Annotated in this window: 21 protein-coding genes and 2 tRNA genes; 11 read left to right on the forward strand and 12 right to left on the reverse strand. The window is 33.5% G+C overall.

All coding sequences use genetic code 11. From position 1 onward, the window contains the following. The first annotated feature begins 99 nt into the window (after window positions 1-99). Window positions 100-912, forward strand: a complete 813-nt coding sequence (locus tag IR010_RS09795) for a hypothetical protein (RefSeq protein ID WP_194603366.1) — start codon at window positions 100-102, stop codon at window positions 910-912. Window positions 913-1,045: 133 nt separating this feature from the next. Then, a complete protein-coding gene (locus IR010_RS09800) occupies window positions 1,046-1,762 on the forward strand; it encodes a DUF4369 domain-containing protein (protein ID WP_029272172.1) in 717 nt (238 codons plus the stop codon). Between the two features lie 109 nt (window positions 1,763-1,871). On the opposite strand, the gene IR010_RS09805 is transcribed toward IR010_RS09800, so the two are convergent. The 7 genes from IR010_RS09805 to idi form a co-directional block, all read right to left on the reverse strand. Further along, window positions 1,872-1,945, reverse strand: a tRNA-Thr gene (locus IR010_RS09805). Between the two features lie 107 nt (window positions 1,946-2,052). Beyond that, a tRNA-Thr gene (locus tag IR010_RS09810) sits at window positions 2,053-2,126 on the reverse strand. 78 nt (window positions 2,127-2,204) lie between these two features. Next, complete coding sequence (locus IR010_RS09815; RefSeq protein WP_026982865.1) at window positions 2,205-2,471, reverse strand: hypothetical protein; 267 nt, start codon at window positions 2,469-2,471, stop codon at window positions 2,205-2,207. A gap of 56 nt (window positions 2,472-2,527) precedes the next feature. Next, on the reverse strand, window positions 2,528-3,496 hold the full coding sequence (locus tag IR010_RS09820; protein WP_194568584.1) for a type I phosphomannose isomerase catalytic subunit: 969 nt from the start codon (window positions 3,494-3,496) through the stop codon (window positions 2,528-2,530). A 61-nt stretch (window positions 3,497-3,557) separates the two neighbouring features. After that, window positions 3,558-4,016 carry a peroxiredoxin gene (locus IR010_RS09825; protein ID WP_029272170.1) on the reverse strand — a complete coding sequence of 153 codons (459 nt, stop codon included), beginning with the start codon at window positions 4,014-4,016 and terminating at the stop codon, window positions 3,558-3,560. Next, window positions 4,017-4,430: a 6-pyruvoyl trahydropterin synthase family protein gene (locus IR010_RS09830; protein WP_029272169.1), complete on the reverse strand. Its 414-nt coding sequence runs from the start codon at window positions 4,428-4,430 to the stop codon at window positions 4,017-4,019. It lies immediately after the preceding gene. A gap of 22 nt (window positions 4,431-4,452) precedes the next feature. Further along, the gene (gene idi / locus IR010_RS09835; protein ID WP_029272168.1) at window positions 4,453-4,980 is read right to left on the reverse strand and encodes an isopentenyl-diphosphate Delta-isomerase; all 528 of its coding nucleotides are present in this window, start codon (window positions 4,978-4,980) and stop codon (window positions 4,453-4,455) included. Window positions 4,981-5,275: 295 nt separating this feature from the next. Here idi and msrB point away from each other — a divergent pair, with 295 nt between their 5' ends. The 4 genes from msrB (at window position 5,276) to IR010_RS09855 (ending at window position 9,176) form a co-directional block, all read left to right on the forward strand. Beyond that, window positions 5,276-5,833 carry a peptide-methionine (R)-S-oxide reductase MsrB gene (msrB, locus tag IR010_RS09840; RefSeq protein WP_029272167.1) on the forward strand — a complete coding sequence of 186 codons (558 nt, stop codon included), beginning with the start codon at window positions 5,276-5,278 and terminating at the stop codon, window positions 5,831-5,833. Between the two features lie 7 nt (window positions 5,834-5,840). Then, window positions 5,841-6,449, forward strand: coding sequence for a peptide-methionine (S)-S-oxide reductase MsrA (msrA, locus tag IR010_RS09845; protein WP_194603369.1), 609 nt, complete (start codon window positions 5,841-5,843; stop codon window positions 6,447-6,449). Between the two features lie 158 nt (window positions 6,450-6,607). Then, window positions 6,608-8,011, forward strand: a complete 1,404-nt coding sequence (locus IR010_RS09850) for an aminopeptidase P N-terminal domain-containing protein (protein WP_194603372.1) — start codon at window positions 6,608-6,610, stop codon at window positions 8,009-8,011. 205 nt (window positions 8,012-8,216) lie between these two features. Then, window positions 8,217-9,176: a quinone oxidoreductase family protein gene (locus IR010_RS09855; RefSeq protein WP_194568592.1), complete on the forward strand. Its 960-nt coding sequence runs from the start codon at window positions 8,217-8,219 to the stop codon at window positions 9,174-9,176. Window positions 9,177-9,313: 137 nt separating this feature from the next. On the opposite strand, the gene IR010_RS09860 is transcribed toward IR010_RS09855, so the two are convergent. Further along, on the reverse strand, window positions 9,314-10,402 hold the full coding sequence (locus IR010_RS09860; RefSeq protein ID WP_194603376.1) for a hypothetical protein: 1,089 nt from the start codon (window positions 10,400-10,402) through the stop codon (window positions 9,314-9,316). 74 nt (window positions 10,403-10,476) lie between these two features. After that, entirely contained in the window at window positions 10,477-12,036 is a 1,560-nt protein-coding gene (locus tag IR010_RS09865; protein WP_194603379.1) for an NAD(P)/FAD-dependent oxidoreductase, read from the reverse strand. Between the two features lie 374 nt (window positions 12,037-12,410). Here IR010_RS09865 and IR010_RS09870 point away from each other — a divergent pair, with 374 nt between their 5' ends. Further along, window positions 12,411-12,650 (forward strand): hypothetical protein, encoded by a 240-nt coding sequence (locus IR010_RS09870; RefSeq protein ID WP_194603382.1) that lies wholly within the window; start codon window positions 12,411-12,413, stop codon window positions 12,648-12,650. Window positions 12,651-12,718: 68 nt separating this feature from the next. Here IR010_RS09870 and recQ read toward each other — a convergent pair whose 3' ends face one another. Then, on the reverse strand, window positions 12,719-14,914 hold the full coding sequence (gene recQ, locus IR010_RS09875; RefSeq protein ID WP_029272159.1) for a DNA helicase RecQ: 2,196 nt from the start codon (window positions 14,912-14,914) through the stop codon (window positions 12,719-12,721). A gap of 87 nt (window positions 14,915-15,001) precedes the next feature. Here recQ and IR010_RS09880 point away from each other — a divergent pair, with 87 nt between their 5' ends. The 4 genes from IR010_RS09880 to lptB all read left to right on the forward strand — a co-directional run bounded on the left by IR010_RS09880 (window position 15,002) and on the right by lptB (window position 18,056). After that, the gene (locus tag IR010_RS09880; protein WP_194568600.1) at window positions 15,002-15,967 is read left to right on the forward strand and encodes an SIS domain-containing protein; all 966 of its coding nucleotides are present in this window, start codon (window positions 15,002-15,004) and stop codon (window positions 15,965-15,967) included. Further along, window positions 15,967-16,782: a twin-arginine translocase subunit TatC gene (gene tatC / locus IR010_RS09885; protein WP_029272157.1), complete on the forward strand. Its 816-nt coding sequence runs from the start codon at window positions 15,967-15,969 to the stop codon at window positions 16,780-16,782. Before IR010_RS09880 ends, tatC begins: the two co-directional genes overlap by 1 nt. Next, on the forward strand, window positions 16,775-17,128 hold the full coding sequence (locus IR010_RS09890; protein ID WP_029272156.1) for a carboxymuconolactone decarboxylase family protein: 354 nt from the start codon (window positions 16,775-16,777) through the stop codon (window positions 17,126-17,128). The genes tatC and IR010_RS09890 overlap by 8 nt, the downstream gene beginning before the upstream one ends. A gap of 187 nt (window positions 17,129-17,315) precedes the next feature. Next, a complete protein-coding gene (gene lptB / locus IR010_RS09895; protein WP_029272155.1) occupies window positions 17,316-18,056 on the forward strand; it encodes an LPS export ABC transporter ATP-binding protein in 741 nt (246 codons plus the stop codon). Window positions 18,057-18,131: 75 nt separating this feature from the next. Here lptB and IR010_RS09900 read toward each other — a convergent pair whose 3' ends face one another. Next, window positions 18,132-18,989 carry a glycoside hydrolase family 25 protein gene (locus IR010_RS09900; RefSeq protein WP_029272153.1) on the reverse strand — a complete coding sequence of 286 codons (858 nt, stop codon included), beginning with the start codon at window positions 18,987-18,989 and terminating at the stop codon, window positions 18,132-18,134. 10 nt (window positions 18,990-18,999) lie between these two features. After that, window positions 19,000-19,716, reverse strand: coding sequence for a CDP-alcohol phosphatidyltransferase family protein (locus tag IR010_RS09905; protein WP_194603385.1), 717 nt, complete (start codon window positions 19,714-19,716; stop codon window positions 19,000-19,002). Between the last annotated feature and the right edge of the window lie 180 nt (window positions 19,717-19,896).

Here is a 19,896-nt window from a genome sequence, read left to right on the forward strand (position 1 = left end):
AAAAATCCTGTAATTGAACTTACAGGATTTTTTTATTGCAATTCATTTTTTTTATTACATTTGAAACGCCTATTTAATCTAACCTTAACAAATAACACGATGAAAAAAACCATTTTTTTATTTTTAACTATCTGTGCATCTGCACTAACTTATGTTTCATGCTCTAAAGATGAAGTTGCAAATCAAACGGATACTACAGCCGTTGGAGCATCAGTAGCCATAGACGCAGCTAACGAAATGGACATTAACACAGGACTGCTGGTAACAAACACTGGTGCAACTGCAAAACCTGCTGCAGGGACTTGTGCAACTATTACTGTTACGACTCCCACAGGACAATCTTATCCAAAAGTATTTTTGGTTGATTACGGAACAGCTGGATGTGCAGACAATCAACTGACGAGAAAAGGAAAATTAAAAATTACACTTTCAGGACCAATTATCAACACAGGAAGCAAATTGACTATTGAAAGAATTGATTATTCTATAAACGGAATAAAATTAGAAGGAACTATTGAATACACAAATACTACAACTGTAGCAACCGTACCACAATGGAGCAGAAAAGTAACTAACGGAAAATTTACTGATTTGCAGGGAAGAGTTTACACAAATTCTGGATCTCACACTGTAAAACAAACTGCAGGCGTAGACACTCCATATGTATTAGAAGATAATGTTTACGAAATGACAGAAGGAACTCACACAGTGACTACAGAAAAAGGTGCAACGTTAACGCTTACTGTGCAAGAAACACTAGTTAAAAAATATTCTTGCTTATATGTTTCTAAAGGAAAACTAAAAATTGAAGGCGGATTTCTTAAAGGAGTTATTGACTACGGAAACGGCGATTGCGACAGTAATTTTACCTACACACACGAAAGCGGTGTTAGCTATAATTTATCAATGTAAAAAGCTCATTTTTATAAAAATAAACAAATCCCAATGTAGAAATAGATTGGGATTTATTTTTTATTAAAATTTAAATCCACCGCTTACTACATTCAAACTATTTTCTTTATTTTGCACCAAAATCTAAAAACCAATGAAAAAATCAATTATTGCCTTTGTTGCACTTGCACTATTAGCTTCTTGCAGCAAAAAAGAATCTGCTGACAATTTGCACATTACCGGAAATATAAAAGGATTAAAAAACGGAACTTTATATATTCAAAGAATTGTTGATACAGCACTTGTTGCTATTGACAGTATTAAAATCGACGGAAACTCTACGTTTGAGCGCGATATTAAATTAGAATCTCCAGAAATGCTTTATTTATTTCTAGACCGCGGTGTGAGCAATTCTTTAGACAATAATATTTTATTCTTCGCTGAACCTGGAAATATTACTATTGAAACCAATCTAGATAACTTTATCTATGGTGCCAAAATTACAGGATCTAAAAATCAAGAATTATATGAGCAATTTAAAAAAATAAATACTCGTTTTAATGATGAAAACCTTTCTTTGGTAGAACCAAAATTTAAGGCGATCAAAAGACAAGATCAAAAAGCAGTTGACAGCATCGTCGCAAAAGAGGAGGCTAATATCAAAAGAAAATATTTGTTCGCTACAAACTTTGCATTAAACAATAAAGACCACGAAATTGCACCTTATATTGCTTTAGCAGAGATTTACGATATTAATATCAAATTTTTAGATACTATTCAAAAATCGATGACTCCAAAAGTAGCGCAATCCCTTTACGGAAAGAAACTAACAAAGTATGTTGCTGACATTAAAAAGCAAGAACAGAAATAGTTTTCCTATCACATAAAAAAAATCCCTGAATACTTCAGGGATTTTTTTTATGTTTTTTTTAATTATTCCAAAAAAAAAACCACCACTAAAAAGTGATGGTTTTACGTTGAGCCGGCGGAGGGACTCGAACCCACGACCTGCTGATTACAAATCAGCTGCTCTAGCCAACTGAGCTACGCTGGCGACTCATTACGGGTGCAAATATAAAATGGTTTTTTGTATTTTCCAAAATAAATTTACCTCTTATTTCAAATAAAAAAACCACCACTAAAAGTGATGGTTTTATGTTGAGCCGGCGGAGGGACTCGAACCCACGACCTGCTGATTACAAATCAGCTGCTCTAGCCAACTGAGCTACGCTGGCGACTCATTACGGGTGCAAATATAAAGCGGTTTTTCGTTTTACCAAAATAAATTTGCACTTTTTTATACTTTTTTTCGCTTACAATTCGTTGATTTTAGCAATCAATTGATTAGCAGTTTCTTCCAATTCAACATTGATTTGTTTGAAGTGTGCTTTTTTGTTTTCAACGTTTTTAGCATTCACTTTTGTGATCAAAGTATCAAATGCAGCAATAGCTTGATCGATCAAAGCATTCGTTTCTGGAGTAGGATTTCCTGTTGTAGACATTTCGAATAAGTAAATTGCCTCAATAATATCTCCTAATACGAAGTTGATGTCTTTTTTTAAATTTTTAACGTTTGCCATTTTATTTTAATTTTAATTTGCGTCTGCAAAAGTACACATAATCTTTAGATTACGCGCTATGAAATGTAAATTTCTAAAATTGAAGCTTTTCCGCTTAAAATAAATGCATTTATCGCAGCTGGAACCAAAACAGTATCACCTTTACTATAGGTTTGTTTGAATCCGTCAAATTCAATTTCAAAACTTCCTTCAATACACATATAAACTGTAAACGTTTCTCCAGATTTAGAAACTTCGTCCTTTCCTTCTAACGGAATAAAATTCGTTGTAAAATAAGGACAATCAACTACTGCATTTGAAGTATTCGTTTTTGTTTCGTATTTTTTTTGAGTATGTACTTTATTATAATTAATTGCATCAAGTGCCAAATCAACATGCAGTTCTCTTTTATTTCCTTGAGCATCTACTCTGTCAAAATCGTATAAACGATATGTAATATCAGATGTCTGCTGAATTTCAGCAACAACTAAACCTGCACCAATAGCATGAACAGTTCCTGTTTCTAAAAAGAAAACGTCACCTGATTTTGCTTTCACATCATCTAAAATCGAAACAAGTGTATTATCATGTAAATGTTTTAAATATTCTTCTTTACTCGAATTTTCTTTAAAACCAACAATAATTCTAGAATCAGCATCAGCTTGCATCACATACCACATTTCAGTCTTACCAAAAGAATTATGACGTTCTTTTGCTAGTTTATCATTCGGGTGAACTTGTATAGAAAGATCTTCGCGGGCATCTAAATATTTAAAAAGCAACGGAAATTGCTTTCCGAAACGTTTGTAAACTTCAGTTCCTAGAATTTCATTTGGTGTTTCATCAATAAGTTCCATCAATGATTTTCCTTTCAAAACTCCGTTTGCAACGGTACTTACATCTCCTTCGACAGTAGATAATTCCCAGCTTTCGCCTGTAATTTTAGACGTAATAGGTTTGTTTAAAATTGTTTTAAGTTTTTCTCCTCCCCAGATTCTTTCTTTAAGGATGGGATCAAATTGTAACGGGTATAAATTTGGTTTCATATTTTAAGTTTAGGCTAATATTTTAATTTAATAAACAAAAAGGTACTACTATTTCTTTAATTTACAGTACCAATTCTTTAATTGTTTCAAGTGCTTTCGAAATATGTTTTGCAGCATTCATACTGTCAAAAATATAAATCACGACGCCATTTTTATCAATAACATATGTTACTCTTCCTGGCAAAAGTCCAAATAAAGTATCGCGGACTCCAAAAAGGTGTCTTAATCTTTTATCTTGATCTGATAATAAAATGAAAGGCAGTTTATGTTTATTGGCAAATTTATTGTGCGATTTGACACTGTCACTGCTAATCCCGATGACTTCTGCTCCTAAATCTTTAAAGTCTTCGTATTGATCACGAAAACTGCAGGCTTCAGTAGTACAGCCAGGGGTATTGTCTTTTGGGTAAAAATAAATCACTAGAGGCTTTCGACCTAAAACACTTTTGCTTTCAAAAATTTCTCCGTGACTATCTTTAGCAGTAAAATTCGGAACTATATCTCCTATTTTTAATGACATTTATTCTTCTCCTTTATAAGTTACAAAATTGCGGTCCGTTTCATTCAGTACGATTTCTAAGTTAAAATCGGGATGAATTCTTTTTTTAATTTTATTCCATATCACAACGGCAATATTTTCAGCTGTCGGATTTAAATCTTGAAATTCCGGAACATCCAGATTCAGATTTTTGTGATCAAACGGTACTTCTACTTCTTCACGTATAATATCCGCTAATACTTTCACATCTAAAACAAAACCAGTTTCTGGGTCAATTTTTCCTGTAACACTTACTGTTAAACCATAATTATGACCGTGAAAATTAGGATTGTTGCATTTTCCAAAAACAGCATCGTTTTTTTCAAATGTCCAATCCTTCCTGTGCAGTCGATGTGCAGCATTAAAATGTGCTTTTCTTGATATGGTTACTTTCATTTAGGTTTTTGGTTAGTAGGTTTTAAATCTTATGGTCTTCTAAATAATGATAGAATTCATCAAATATTATTTTGAACCACACAGTATAAATTTCGGGCTGTTTATCAATATCTTTTTTTACATCTTCAATCTTCATCCATTTCCAAGCTTCTACTTCATCTAAATTTATGTTCGGATTCTCATTGTAATATCCAATCATAACATGATCAAGTTCGTGCTCTGTCAAACCGTTATCAAAAGGTGCTTTATAAATAAAATGAAAAAGTTCTTTCAATTCAGTTTTAAAACCCATTTCTTCAAACAATCTTCGGCTTCCTGCTTCAATATTTGTTTCTCCTTCTCGCTGGTGGCTGCAACAAGTATTCGTCCAAAGCAAAGGCGAATGATATTTTTGATGTGCACGCTGCTGGAGCATGATTTCGTTTTTACTATTTAATATGAAGACTGAAAAAGCGCGATGCAAAAGTGCTTTTTCATGTGCTTCTAATTTTGGCATCAGGCCAATTTGCTCATCTTTTTGATTAACTAATATTACGTTTTCTTCTATCATAAGGCTTATTGAACAAACAAAAATACGAAAAAAGAAATGGCTTGAAAATCCTAGAAAAGATTGTGAAAAGTTTAACGAGATTCAAAGATCATAAACTACTTATATTCAAAAAGTTAATCCTAGTTTTATTTATAAAAACCTTTAAAAACAAGGCTTAAAAACTAAACCTATCTCTTTTACGTAAATAAGAAAACGTTAAATCATACTTAAAAAAATCTGAATTGTAAATTATACTCTACCAATAGACCAACTCTCGTTGTATCTTTGATATTCAGAATTAAAGCCTAATAAAATCATGAAAACAAAAAACAAAATTTTCAGCCTTTGCTTTTTAATCCCGCTTTTTATTTTGCAGGCATGCGGACAAAACCCTAAAAAAGAACAAACCAAAACAATTGTGATGGAAAACAAAATCAATAAACCCGGAAATCCTTATTATTCTAACACTGATACAACGAAACTAAATGTAAGCGATGCAGAATGGAAAAAAGTATTGCCGGAGGATGTTTACGCGGTGATGCGCGAAGCTGATACCGAAAGACCTTTTACAGGAAAATATTGGAACACTGACGAAAAAGGAACCTACTATTGCGCTTCTTGCGGAAACAAACTTTTTAGATCTGGAGCTAAATTCTCAAGCAGCTGCGGATGGCCAAGTTTTTTTGAACAAGACAATAAAAAAAGCGTAGTTTATAAAAATGATAATTCACTCGGAATGGAAAGAATTGAAGCGCTTTGCGGACGTTGTGGCGGACATTTAGGACATTTGTTCGACGACGGTCCGGAGCCAACCGGAAAACGTTACTGCATGAACTCGATTGCTCTAGATTTTATTCCTGATTCTCAAAAATAATTTACAAATGAAAAATATACTTTTAATCTGTTTTTTAACTTTATCCTTAAACGGATTTTCTCAAAATAAAAAAGCGCCAAATTTAGAAACAATAACAGTTGGAGGAGGCTGTTATTGGTGCGTTGAAGCTGTGTATGAAAATTTAAACGGCGTAAAATCTGTTGTTTCAGGTTTCTCTGGAGGAAAAGTTGCAAACCCAACTTACGAAGAAGTTTGCACAGGAACAACCGGACACGCCGAAGTTGTTCAAATAACGTACGATAAAAACGTAACCGATATTAATGAAATATTTCAAGTATTTTTTACTGTTCACGACCCAACAACCTTAAACAGACAAGGGGCGGATGTTGGCACACAATATCGTTCTGTAATTTTTTATAAAAATGAAGAACAGAAAAAAGCAGCCGAAAGCATTATTGCCGAACTTAACAAAGCAAAGGTCTACAATAATCCAATAGTTACAAAAGTTGAACCTTTTAAAGTATTCTATAAAGCCGAAGATTATCATCAGAATTATTATGCAAACAATAAAAGCCAGCCGTATTGCAAAATGGTAATTCAGCCTAAATTAGAAAAATTCGAGAAAGTCTTTAAAGACAAACTCAAAAAGAAATAGTGGTTAATATTAATTGTCAATTACTCTTGCCGTCCATTTTTATGGACGGTTTTTTTTATACAATTCCTGCGAACTTTTTTTTCTAAAATTAGCAATTCATATTTTTTGTAATTTGCGATGATCAAAAAACTAAAATAATCAATAAAAAACCACAAAAAATGAAGCAATTTCTTTTATTATTTGCCTTCTTAATTACTGTTTCTCAAGTTCATTCTCAAGAAAATTTGCCTACAGATTATCTTTCAAAAGAATTTCACAAAGGCCGAAGAGAAGCTTTTAGAAATTTAATGCCTGCTAATTCTGTAGCTGTAATTTTTTCATATCCGGAGCGAGTTTTCTCAAAAGACATCAATTACAATTATCATCAAAATCCCGATATATTTTACTTAACTGGATACAAAGAAGCAGATGCTGTTTTATTGCTTTTTAAAGAAGCACAGGGTACTGAAAAATATAATGAAGTGCTTTTTGTGAGAGAACGAAATGCAGGAAAAGAAATGTGGACAGGAAGGCGTTTAGGAGTCGAAGGTGCTAAATCTAAACTTGGTTTTTCTACCGTTTACAATGGTAATGATTTTAATGCTTTTGCCATCGATTTTAAAAAATTTAACAAAATCATTTACGACAAAATTCCAACAGATCTTGAAGGAAATAAAAGTGGTTTTGATCTTTTTGGATTGCTTCAAAGTTTCAAAAGCAAAGCCGGAATTACTACAGAAAATGAAGCATCTATAGATTTATTTACAAATATTACCAATTCTCTTCGCGAAATAAAAACGCCTGAAGAAATGGACTTAATGCGTAAAACTGTTAAACTTTCGTGTGTTGCACATAATGAAGTTATGAAAGCGGTTGGTCCTGATATGAGTGAAAACGAAGCTGACGGAATTCACGCTTACATTCACAGAAAATACGGTGCTGAAGACGAAGGTTATCCTCCGATTGTTGGAGCTGGAGCGAATGGCTGTATTTTACATTACGGAGAAAACAGCGCTACAAAAATGGACAATCAGTTATTATTAATGGATGTTGGATCTGAATATCACGGTTACTCTGCGGATGTTACCAGAACAATTCCAGCAAACGGAAAATTTACTGAAGAGCAAAAGGCAATTTATCAATTGGTTTATGAAGCTCAGGAAGAAGTTTTTAAAATCTGTAAAGAAGGAACTCCCATTCAAGATTTGAATAAAAGATCAAGAGAAGTTATTGCTGCGGGCTTAATCAAACTCGGAATCATTACAGATCCTAAAGATGCGAGAATTTATTATCCGCACGGCTGTTCGCATTTTCTTGGTTTAGATGTTCATGACAAAGGAAATTACATGGGTACATTAAAAGAAAATATGATCTTGACAGTGGAGCCAGGAATCTACATTCCGGCAAACAGTAAATGTGATAAAAAATGGTGGAATATTGGCGTTCGTATTGAGGATGATATTGCCATTAAAAAAGATTCATACGAAAATCTTTCTGCAGAATCTCCAAGAAAATGGCAAGATATTGAAGCTTTAGCCAAACAAAAAAGTACTTTCAACGACATGAAATTCCCTAAAATATAATTGCCCTTTTTACCAAAGATTAAAAGGTTTTCTGCAGATTCTATTACTAAATTTCTAAAAAAATCTTTTTAATCTTTTAATCTGTGGCAAAAAAACACAAACCTCGCTTCTATTAGAATCGAGGTTTTTTTAGGCAGTTTTAGCAAAAGCTTTTCAAACTGCAAATAATTTTTCACGAACTTTGCTTTCTTAAAAATACTGAAAAATGAAAGCACTTACCTTCTCTTCTTTTGGAGATTCAAATGTTTTAGAATATATAGAAATCCCTAATCCGCAATTAAAAAAAGATGAAATTTTAGTCGAGATGAAAGCCATCGGATTAAATTTTGCAGATGTATACAGACGAAAAGGAAATTATCATTTAAAAGGAAATCCGCCTTTTATTGCCGGTTACGAGGGCGCTGGAATTGTAGTCGATGCCAATAATCATTCTGAATACAAAGTGGGTGACCGAGTGGCTTTTGCCGATGTTCCTTTCGCCAATGCAGAATTAGTTGCAGTCAATACAAATCACGTCTTGCCTTTACCAGATGCCATTTCTTTCGAGACTGGAGCCTCTATTTTATTACAAGGCTTAACAGCTCATTATTTAGCCACTGACAGTCACAAAACTAAAGAAGGCGAAACAATATTAATTCATGCCGTTGCCGGCGGCGTTGGTCAGATTCTAACACAAATTAGCAAACTTTTAGGAGCCAACATTATTGGTTTAACCTCATCGTCAGACAAAGCAAAAGTCGCTTACGAACAAGGTGCTGATCATGTATTTTTGTATAATGATGATTGGAAATCAGAAGTTTTTAAAATTAATAAAAATGGCGTTGATGTCGTTTACGACAGCATAGGAAGTACTTTGATGGAAAGTTTTGAAGTTACAAAAGAATGCGGTCAAGTTGTTTTCTTCGGAATGGCGGGCGGTGATCCTTCACCTGTAGATCCGAGAATGCTGATGGACGGTTCTAAAACTTTAACCGGAGGCGATTTATGGAGTTATTTAAATTCAAAAGAAGAAAGAATCAAAAGATCAAATCAATTATTTAATTGGATTATTGAGGGAAAAATAAAACTTTCAGAACCCACTTCTTTCAAATTATCAGAAGGAAAATTGGCGCATGATTATCTGGAAAGCAGAAAAAGTACAGGGAAGATTATTTTGATTCCGTAATTGTAGGTTTCAGTTTTCAGCACAATCTTGTCATCATGACGAAGGAAGGATCACACCAGAAGCTCCGCAATGAATATCTTCAATCTTTGTCGAATTACTTGTGTGATCCTTCCTTCGTCAGGATGACAAAACATCAACTACAATTGATTTATCTCAATCTTAGTCAATTCAGATAATTCTAAAATTCTTTTGACATCATCTTTATTAGCAACAAAGAATAAATAATTATCTCCGTGCGTATCATAGGTCATTAATTCGAGATTTTGTTTTTCTAAAGCCGATTGAATGTAAGGGAACAAATCATGACTATACGTTTCTTCTGGATAGTCAAAGTTTAAATCCGCGCCTACCATTTCAGAAATAAAATATTCAGCATCTTCGGGATCAAATTTCCAGTCGCTGTTCCAAGCATCGATGCTTTCGAAGAAATCAAAATGACCTTCGACTTTTTCATAGTAGTCTTTTGTCTCTTTTTTAAAATCTTTAAAAAGCTTTTTCGATTGTTTTTTAAGTTCTTTTTCTTCGATATTTCCTCTCGAAACCAATTTTATAAACTCCTCAAAAGTTTCTATCGTAACTTCTTCATTTTCTATTAAATTTTCTGATGAAGGAAGTTCAATAGTTTCTGGAATTTCTATGTTTATATATTGGCAGATTCCCTGTAATACAATTTTAAAATCCTTGATTCCAATTTCCTGTGTTTCATTTTTAGGCTTATTTATATCAAGCAATTGGGTATCTAACAATCCTTTAGTATAATCTATAAAATGACTGCTTGAATATAAAATTTTAAAATCGTTTGTTTCTAAACTATTGGTACAGCAAAATATTATAATGAAATTATTTAAAACACGGTTAAAATACTTTTTCATTTCAGCACTTGGCTCTGAATAAAACTGAATATGAATAAAATCATACTCCAGACCTTCCTGCATTATTTCTTCAGAAAGAATACCAATATCAATCTTTTTATAAAGTTCGTTTAAAACTTCGTAGGAATTTTTAAAACCTGCTTTTTCAATTTCGGCTTTGCCTTCTTCATGATCAAAAGAGCCTGGAAAGTAAAAAAGATTAACTACAACATTGTCGTAAATGCCTTTCACCTTAAATTCAAGACTTCCCTGCACATTATACAAATGGGAATAAATTGAATCTATAATATCAAAAGAAATAATGGATTTTGGATCATTGTTTCTGCCAAATAAATTAGAAAAGAAGTTTGCCATTGGAGTATATTACCGGATTAATTTTTTAAATTAAATATAACATATTCCAATTAATAAAAAGTTGCGATTTTAGATTATTTCAAAGTCTCAGCAATCATCAAAGCGCATTTTTCACCATCGATTGCCGCAGAAATGATTCCACCGGCGTAACCCGCTCCTTCTCCACACGGATATAAACCTTTTATTTGTAAATGCTCATAAGTGATAGGATCTCTCGGAATTCTAACTGGAGATGAAGTTCTGCTTTCCGGAGCGTGTAAAATCGCTTCGTTAGTTAAATAACCGCGCATTGATTTTCCGAATTCTTTAAAACCTTCGCGTAAAATCTGAGATAAAAATCCAGGAAAAACCTGCCCCATTTCAACCGAAGTTGTTCCCGGAACATACGAAGTTTTTGGAATATCTGCTGATACTTTATTCTGGGTAAAATCGATCATTCGTTGTGCCGGAACTTTTTGAGTTTGTCCCGCTAAATGCCATGCTTTTTGTTCAATACTTTTTTGTAATTCCATTCCGGCCAAGGCACCAAATTTTGCAAAAGGTTTAAAATCTTCCAATTTCAATTCGATCACAATTCCAGAATTTGCGGTTGCCTGATCTCTTTTTGATGGTGACCAGCCGTTTGTAACTACTTCGCCCGGACTTGTTGCACAAGGCGCGATTACACCACCCGGACACATACAAAACGAATACATTCCGCGGCCATTAACTTGTTTTACAATAGAATATGGCGCTGGTGGCAAATGTTCGCCACGATAATCACAACTGTATTGAATACTGTCGATCAGTTCTTGTGAATGCTCTGCACGAACGCCCAAAGCAAAAGGTTTCGCTTCAATAAAAATTTTCTTTTTATCTAATAATTCAAAAATATCACGAGCAGAATGTCCCGTTGCTAATATCAATTTATTAGAAAGAATCTTGTCTCCGTTTTGAGTAACGATTCCTTCGACTTCATTATTCTTAACTAAAATATCAGTCACGCGTGTATCAAACAAAACCTGACCGCCAAATTCGATGATTTTATTTCGAATATCTTCAATGATTTTTGGCAGTTTATTTGTTCCGATGTGCGGATGCGCTTCAATCAAAATATCTTCTGAAGCACCAAAAGCAACTAAAAGTTCTAAAATTCGAGTTACATCGCCACGTTTTTTAGAACGCGTATATAATTTTCCGTCAGAATAGGTTCCTGCTCCGCCTTCTCCAAAACAATAATTAGAATCTTCGTTTACTAAATGATCAACGTTGATCGCTTTTAAGTCACGTCGGCGCCCGCGAACGTCTTTTCCGCGTTCAATTACAATTGGCTTTAAGCCTAATTCGATTAATTGTAAAGCTGCAAAAAGTCCGGCTGGTCCTGCACCAACCACAATCACTTCCTGAGACGAAGAAACATCTTTATAATTAGGAAGTTCTATTTTATTTTCCTGAAATTGTTCTCCTTTTAAATATATAATAACTTTCAAATTGATTTTTATCGCTTTTTGACGCGCATCAATAGATCGTTTTAAAATAGAAATATGTTGTATTTCCTGTAGAGAAACTTTAATTTGTTTAGACAAATAATCTTTAAGCAACAATTCGTTTGCCGCTATTTCTGGCGTTACCTGAAGTAAAAGTTCTCTTGGCATTTTATTTTATTTATTCAATTAGCTTTTCTTTCTATGAAAAGAACATGCAAAAATACTATTTTGAAATGACTTTATATAATTAACCGCAAAGTGCGCAAAGATTTTTTAAGTTATGGTTTTATTAAAACATAAAGTTCGCAAGGTTAAATCAACAAAAGCTTTGCGTGCTTTGTATTTTCTATACGTAAGGTAAAATTAAATCTTAGCGCACTTTGCGGTTAATTATGTAGCAACTTTTATCTATTTAACCACAGATTATTTAGATTAAAGATTTCGTTTAAAGAACAGTTAGACGAATAAATAATATAAAATCCATTTTCAAAAGAGACTTTGTACCTTTGCAACTTAGAACCTTAGAATCTTTAGAAAAAAAAATGTCTAGAAAAATAAAACTGATTTGGGATTTTCGTGGTCCGGCTTCGGCAAAAACTGCGGAGCATCATGAAATTCATTTGAAAGAATATATCGTCATAAAAAAACTTCCGTTGAATATTACGGGTTTTAACATCATAAACGACATGCAGGCAATTGCTTTTATGGTGGTTACCGATGAAAATATGATTCAGGTAAGAGATGCTTTGAAACCGCATCGAGGGGAAGTTTATTCTGAGTAAGATGTGAAATGAAAATGTGAGATGTATGTATCGAAAAATACATTTTACATCTCACATTTAACTTATAACTAGTTAGCTACTTCACTAATAAATTTAATTCTCATCAATCGCAATTCATCAATATCATAATCGCCATCGAATTCTTTAAGAGCATCTTCGATTTTATCTGATTCTGATTCCATGAAATAATCGTGAATTTCTTCTTGCTGATCATCATCGAGCATATCATCAACCCAATATTTGATATTCAATTTGGTTCCAGCGTAAACAATCTGTTCCATTTCTTTAATCAAAGCATCCATCGTAAGACCTTTTGCCGAAGCGATATCACTTAGAGGAAGTTTTCTATCAATATTCTGAATAATATAAAGTTTATTGGCAGAGTTTACTCCAGTAGATTTTACTACTAAATCATCTGGGCGGATAATATCATTATCTTCTACGTAACGATTGATTAATTCTACAAATTCTCCACCGTATTTTTTAGCTTTTCCTTCACCAACACCATGAATATTAAATAATTCCGTTAAGGTAATCGGATATTTTAAAGCCATGTCTTCAAGAGAAGGATCTTGAAAAACTACAAACGGAGGAACTCCGAGTTTTTTAGCTACTTTTTTACGAAGTTCACGTAACATTCCCATTAAAACTTCATCAGCAGTTCCTGATGATTTTGATGCTGTTACAATTGCCTCATCTTCAGATTCATTGTATTCATGATCTTCAGACATTGTAAATGAAACTGGATTTTTAATAAAGTCCAAACCTTCTTTCGTGATTTTTACAACTCCATACGTTTCAATATCTTTAGATAGATAACCTGCCACAAGAACTTGTCGAAGCAAAGCCATCCAATACTTTTCGTCATGATCTGAACCTGATCCAAAAAACGATTGTGTATCTGTTTTGTGCGCTTTAATAACTGCATTTACACGACCTATTAAAGTAAACACAATTTCTTTTGATTTGTAAATATGTTTGGTATCGCGAACAATTTCGAGCAATTTCACAACTTGATCCTGCGCTTCAACCTTATTTTTAGGATTACGAACATTATCATCCATATCAGCACCTTCGCCCGTTTCGCTGTCAAATTCTTCACCAAAATAATGCAATAAGAACTTTCTGCGCGACATTGAGGTTTCGGCGTAAGCCACAACTTCCTGCAAAAGAGCAAAACCAATTTCCTGTTCAGCCACTGGTTTTCCAGACATAAATTTTTCCAGCTTTTCTACATCTTTATAAGAGTAATAAGCAAGGCAATGTCCTTCTCCTCCATCACGTCCGGCACGACCCGTTTCTTGATAATAGCTTTCTAGTGATTTTGGAATATCATGGTGAATTACAAAACGAACATCTGGCTTGTCAATTCCCATTCCAAAGGCGATTGTTGCGACCACAACATCTACATCTTCCATCAAAAACATATCCTGATGTTTGGCGCGCGTTTTGGCATCTAAACCTGCGTGATAAGGAACAGCGCTAATTCCGTTAACTTGTAAAACTTCGGCAATTGACTCTACTTTTTTACGGCTTAAGCAATAAATAATTCCAGATTTGCCTTTATGTTGTTTGATAAATCGAATGATATCCGACTCAATATTTTTCGTTTTTGTGCGAACTTCGTAGTACAAGTTCGGTCTGTTGAATGATGCTTTAAAAGTATTTGCATCAGACATATCTAGATTTTTCAGAATATCTTCCTGAACTTTTGGGGTTGCAGTTGCGGTAAGTCCAATAATTGGTACTTTACCTAATTGTTTTATAATATTTTTCAGATTTCTATACTCCGGCCTAAAATCATGCCCCCATTCTGAAATACAATGCGCTTCATCAATAGCCACAAAAGAGATTGGCACGCTTTGCAAAAAAGCAACGTATTCTTCTTTTGTTAAAGATTCTGGCGCCACATATAAAAGTTTAGTCAAACCAGAAGTAATATCTTTTTTTACTTGGGCAATTTCTGTTTTTGTAAGAGAGGAATTTAAAACATGTGCAATTCCGTTTTCTGAAGAAAGGCTTCGAATTGCATCGACCTGATTTTTCATCAAAGCAATCAGCGGAGAAACAACAATAGCTGTTCCGTCCTGAATTAAAGCGGGCAATTGATAACAAAGAGACTTTCCACCGCCAGTTGGCATAATTACAAAAGTATTCCCCTTACCTAAGATACTCGTAATGACTTGTTCTTGCAAGCCCTTAAATTGGCTAAAGCCGAAATACTTCTTTAATTCCTTGTGTATTTCAATTTCGTTTGAATTCATTCTTTATATTAATGGATATTTTGTATAAATTTGCAACACATAAAGATACAACTTTCTTTTATACATACAAATTTTAAATATTCTGTTTTGATCACAAAAGAAAATATATTGGCGATCGCCAAAAAAACCATACTATCTGAAAGTGAAGCAATTACAAAACTAATTGATTTTCTGGACGAAAATTTCTACGAAGCAACCCAGCGCATTTACGAAACCAAAGGTCGTTTGATCGTTACCGGCATCGGAAAAAGCGCGATCATTGCTCAAAAAATGGTAGCCACTTTTAACTCAACAGGCACACCATCCATGTTTTTGCACGCCTCAGAAGCCATTCATGGCGACTTAGGAATGATTCAAAAAGAAGACATCATTATCTGTATTTCAAAAAGCGGCAACAGTCCTGAAATCAAAGTTTTAGTTCCGTTATTAAAACGTTTTGGAAACATTTTAATTGCCATTACAGGAAATATAACTTCCTCTTTAGCTAAAGGTTCAGATTACGTTTTGAACACTACTGTTGACATGGAAGCCTGCCCTATAAATTTAGCTCCAACAAACAGTACAACAGCGCAACTTGTTATGGGTGATGCTCTTGCAGTTTGTTTGATGGAAATGCGTGATTTTAAACCCGAAGATTTTGCAGTTTATCATCCGGGCGGTGCTTTAGGAAAAAAACTATTACTTCGCGTAAAAGATATGATTGAACATTCGTTAAAACCAATGGTTACGCCGGATACTTCAATCAAAAAAGCTATTTTTGAGATATCAGAAAAAAGATTGGGCGTAACAGCCGTAATCGAAGACAATAAAATTATCGGAATTATTACAGACGGAGACATCCGAAGAATGCTAAACGACGTAGATACTATTGCGAACTTAACTGCAAAAGATATTATGTCAAAAAATCCTAAATTAGTATCTTCTGAAACTATGGCGGTTGATGCCTTAAATATTTTAGAAGATTTTTCAATAACACAGCTTATTGTGGCTGACAACGGCGAGTACAAAGGAGTATTACATTTACATGACATTTTAAAAGAAGGAATCGTATAATGGCAAAAAAAAACCTTGGCGAGATGTCATTTTTAGACCATCTTGAAGAATTAAGATGGTTGTTAGTTAGAAGTACAATTGCAATATGCATTATGGCATTTGTTACTTATTTTATTAGTGATTATTTATTTGATGAAGTGATTTTAGGCCCAACACGGCCTACTTTTTTTACTTATGTTTGGTTTTGCGACCTATCACATCAATTGGGTTTCGCTGAAAGTATTTGTATTACTGAATTGAATTTTATTATTCAGAATACAGAAATGGAAGGTCAGGTAAATATCTTCGTTTGGATGTGCCTTTTAGCTGGTTTTATCTTGAGTTTTCCTTATATTTTATGGGAACTTTGGAAGTTTATCAGCCCTGCTTTATATGAGAAAGAAAGAAAAAATGCAAAAGTTTTTATTTTCACTTCTTCTCTTTTATTCTTCTTAGGTGTTTTATTTGGCTATTATGTTGTAATTCCGATGTCTGTAAATTTCGTCGCAACTTTCTCTGTCAGTGATGTTGTAAAAAATCAATTCACATTAGATTCTTATATGGGAATGGTTAAAACAAGTATCTTGGCCAGCGGACTGTTTTTTGAATTGCCAATCATCATTTATTTCTTAACTAAACTAGGATTAGTAACACCTGTTTTCTTAAGAAAATATTGGAAATATGCCGTAATAATTATTCTAATTATTGCCGCAATCGTAACTCCTCCAGATGTAGTAAGCCAGACAATTGTAGCAATACCAATGCTGATTATCTACGAAGTGAGTATCCTTATCTCAAGGGTTGTTTATAAAAATAAATTGAAAGAAAATGTCTGATATTGTAAAAGAATTTAACGACTACCGTTCTAAAATGAACGAAAAATTATTAGCTGACAATAATAAAATTGTAAAGCGAATTTTTAATCTTGACACAAACGCATACGCAGCTGGAGCTCTTGATGTTAAAACAAAAGAACTTTTAGGATTGGTAGCTTCTGCAGTTTTACGTTGTGATGACTGCGTAAAATACCACTTGGAAACCAGCCACAAAGAAGGCGTTACAAAAGAAGAAATGATGGAAGCAATGGGAATCGCAACTCTTGTAGGCGGAACAATTGTAGTACCACATTTAAGAAGAGCTTACGAATTCTGGGAAGCTCTTGAAGAGGAAGCTTCTAATTAGAGAATGAGATAATTAGTCAATTAGATAATTTCAATAGGATATGTTAATTCCTTTAATTGATTGACTTATTTTAACTTATTTTGCCCTTCTAAAGATATAAGATAAGTTCTATGATTCACTATACAGAACATTTTCTAATTATCAAATTGACACATTATCTTAATTAAACATATTATCTAATTAAAAAATGAAGCTACGAGCCGATAATTTAATCAAAACATACAAAGGACGCAGTGTTGTAAAAGGAATTTCTGTTGAAGTAAATCAAGGAGAAATTGTTGGGCTTTTGGGACCAAATGGTGCAGGAAAAACAACTTCTTTTTACATGATTGTTGGATTAGTAAAACCAAATCAAGGAAACATTTATCTTGATGATTTGAATATTACTGATTATCCGATGTACAAACGTGCTCAACAAGGAATTGGTTATTTGGCACAGGAAGCTTCGGTTTTTAGAAAATTAAGCATTGAAGATAATATTTTAAGCGTTTTGCAATTGACTAAACTTTCTAAAGAAGAACAGATTGCAAAAATGGAAAGCTTAATTGAAGAGTTCAGCTTAGAACATATTCGCACGAATCGAGGCGATTTGCTTTCCGGAGGAGAACGCCGTCGTACTGAAATCGCACGCGCATTGGCAACAGATCCTAAATTTATTTTATTAGATGAGCCTTTTGCTGGAGTTGACCCGGTTGCGGTTGAAGATATTCAGAGAATTGTTGCTCAGTTAAAAAATAAAAATATCGGAATTCTAATTACGGATCACAACGTTCAGGAAACCTTAGCCATTACCGATAAAACCTATTTAATGTTTGAAGGAGGAATCCTGAAAGCTGGAGTTCCAGAAGAATTGGTAGAAGATGAAATGGTTCGCCGTGTTTATCTTGGGCAAAACTTTGAACTTCGTAAGAAGAAATTGGAGTTTTAAGGAAAAGTTTTCAGTCTCGGTTTTCAGTCTCAGTAAAAAACTGTAAACTGAAAACCGAGACTGAATACTAAAAACTCACTCAACCGTAATAAACTGCAGCTGTTCTAAATCGCCGTTGTAGATATTCACATCAACTCTGTGTTTAATTCCGGGTAAAGAAGCTTTTTCTGTAAATTGCCAAAAAAGCCAATCGTCTTCAATTTTTTCTCTGTAGAAATTGTAGTTGGCAATCCAAAATAAATATTCTGAAAATTCTTCTTTTAGAAAATCGCCATAATAGCGTTCGCCTGTATAAATTATCGGACGAACTTTATAATGTTCTTCGACTTTGTTCAGCCAGCGTTTCAAACCTTTCTTTAAACTATCTAAAGGCTGATTTTTCGGCAATCTTTCAATATCTAAAACTGGAGGCAAATCGCCTTTTTGTAATTTTACGGTTTTAATAAAAAGATTGGCCTGTTCGATAGAATTCTCGTTCGGGCGGTAATAATGGTAAGCCCCGCGCATGATTTTATTTTCTTTAGCGCCTTTCCAATTTTGCTTAAATTGTCTGTCAACACGATCGTTTCCTGCTGTTGCGCGTATAAAGACAAATTGCACGGGATATTTTTCCTCTAAAATTTCAATATCTTCCCAATCAACGTTTCCTTGAAATTCAGACACGTCAATTCCAATTACTTTTCCTTTATGGTTTTCTAAAACTTGAATATTTCGAACATCAGAAAGGTGTTTATCAACCTCATCTTCTTCTAAAACTTTGTCAGATTTAAATCCGAGATAATATGCTAAACCTGCACGATAATGATAAATTGTTCCAAATAAAAGCAGTACTAAAAAAGAATATACAATAAAGCGAACCACTTTACTGAAAGCCGATTTAGCGGGTTGCGATTTTCGAGAATAAGAAGTTCGTCGTGTCGTTTTTCTTGCCATTCGAATAAAACTACTTTTTCAAAAACATATTATTTACAACAGACAACAAAACGTAAAAAATGATAATTAAAGGAACTGCACCAAATTGAAACAACACAATCAAACCAAGGGACAGAATCAAAAATACGATTTGTATCATATTATCTTTAAAATTAAATTTTTTGAATTTTAAAGAAAATAAAGGAATTTCAGCATTCAAAATATAAGCACTGAACAGCGTGATAACCAGTAAAACCCATTGATTGGTAAATAGTTCAAGAATAAAAAGCGACGACTCTGAATACATATCCAGTACTAACTGCAAGCTAATAATAAAAAGGGCATTTGCAGGAGTTGGCAATCCAATAAATGAATCGGTTTGGCGTGTATCAATATTAAAATTAGCCAGTCTGTAACAAGATCCTATAGTAATTATAAAACCTAAAAAAGGAATTAACGGACTTGTGCCTAACTGATGACCGCTATTTGCAAACATACTGTACATGACATAACCTGGTGCAACACCGCTGGTTACCATATCTGCTAAAGAATCCAATTGCAGCCCAAGCGGACTTGAAACTTTGAATAATCGAGCAAAAAATCCATCAAAAAAATCAAAAAAGATTCCTAAACAAACCATATAAAAGGCCATTTCATATTTGGCTTCAGAAATAAAAACAATGGCAATACATCCACAAAAAAGATTAATTAATGTGATTAAATTAGGAATGTGCTTTTTAATATTCATCTTTTATAAATTTTGATAATGATAAGGAACAAATTTAGCATAATAACCTTAAGCAAAAGGCGTTTTTATAAGAGTTTTTTATTTGAAATTTTGAGTTTCGCAATATTTCTCAAAAGGAATAAATTAGATGCGTAAAATATTATATTTTTGATAAAAATTAAAACAGACTTTGTTCTGCAA

This window comes from Flavobacterium sp. MR2016-29, from assembly GCF_015350695.1.
Taxonomy (GTDB): Bacteria; Bacteroidota; Bacteroidia; order Flavobacteriales; family Flavobacteriaceae; genus Flavobacterium.

Bases quoted from the DNA above. Each gene is read 5' to 3' on its own strand.
- msrA (WP_194603369.1), top strand. From the start codon at position 5,841: ATGAAAAATATACTTTTAATCTGTTTTTTAACTTTATCCTTAAACGGA.
- IR010_RS09800 (WP_029272172.1), top strand. From the start codon at position 1,046: ATGAAAAAATCAATTATTGCCTTTGTTGCACTTGCACTATTAGCTTCT.
- IR010_RS09825 (WP_029272170.1), bottom strand. From the start codon at position 4,016: ATGTCATTAAAAATAGGAGATATAGTTCCGAATTTTACTGCTAAAGAT.
- IR010_RS09890 (WP_029272156.1), top strand. From the start codon at position 16,775: ATGTCTGATATTGTAAAAGAATTTAACGACTACCGTTCTAAAATGAAC.
- IR010_RS09900 (WP_029272153.1), bottom strand. From the start codon at position 18,989: ATGGCAAGAAAAACGACACGACGAACTTCTTATTCTCGAAAATCGCAA.
- msrB (WP_029272167.1), top strand. From the start codon at position 5,276: ATGAAAACAAAAAACAAAATTTTCAGCCTTTGCTTTTTAATCCCGCTT.
- IR010_RS09815 (WP_026982865.1), bottom strand. From the start codon at position 2,471: ATGGCAAACGTTAAAAATTTAAAAAAAGACATCAACTTCGTATTAGGA.
- IR010_RS09830 (WP_029272169.1), bottom strand. From the start codon at position 4,430: ATGAAAGTAACCATATCAAGAAAAGCACATTTTAATGCTGCACATCGA.
- IR010_RS09860 (WP_194603376.1), bottom strand. From the start codon at position 10,402: ATGGCAAACTTCTTTTCTAATTTATTTGGCAGAAACAATGATCCAAAA.
- IR010_RS09905 (WP_194603385.1), bottom strand. From the start codon at position 19,716: ATGAATATTAAAAAGCACATTCCTAATTTAATCACATTAATTAATCTT.
- IR010_RS09850 (WP_194603372.1), top strand. From the start codon at position 6,608: ATGAAGCAATTTCTTTTATTATTTGCCTTCTTAATTACTGTTTCTCAA.
- IR010_RS09795 (WP_194603366.1), top strand. From the start codon at position 100: ATGAAAAAAACCATTTTTTTATTTTTAACTATCTGTGCATCTGCACTA.
- IR010_RS09855 (WP_194568592.1), top strand. From the start codon at position 8,217: ATGAAAGCACTTACCTTCTCTTCTTTTGGAGATTCAAATGTTTTAGAA.
- lptB (WP_029272155.1), top strand. From the start codon at position 17,316: ATGAAGCTACGAGCCGATAATTTAATCAAAACATACAAAGGACGCAGT.
- tatC (WP_029272157.1), top strand. From the start codon at position 15,967: ATGGCAAAAAAAAACCTTGGCGAGATGTCATTTTTAGACCATCTTGAA.
- IR010_RS09865 (WP_194603379.1), bottom strand. From the start codon at position 12,036: ATGCCAAGAGAACTTTTACTTCAGGTAACGCCAGAAATAGCGGCAAAC.
- IR010_RS09820 (WP_194568584.1), bottom strand. From the start codon at position 3,496: ATGAAACCAAATTTATACCCGTTACAATTTGATCCCATCCTTAAAGAA.
- idi (WP_029272168.1), bottom strand. From the start codon at position 4,980: ATGATAGAAGAAAACGTAATATTAGTTAATCAAAAAGATGAGCAAATT.
- recQ (WP_029272159.1), bottom strand. From the start codon at position 14,914: ATGAATTCAAACGAAATTGAAATACACAAGGAATTAAAGAAGTATTTC.
- IR010_RS09870 (WP_194603382.1), top strand. From the start codon at position 12,411: ATGTCTAGAAAAATAAAACTGATTTGGGATTTTCGTGGTCCGGCTTCG.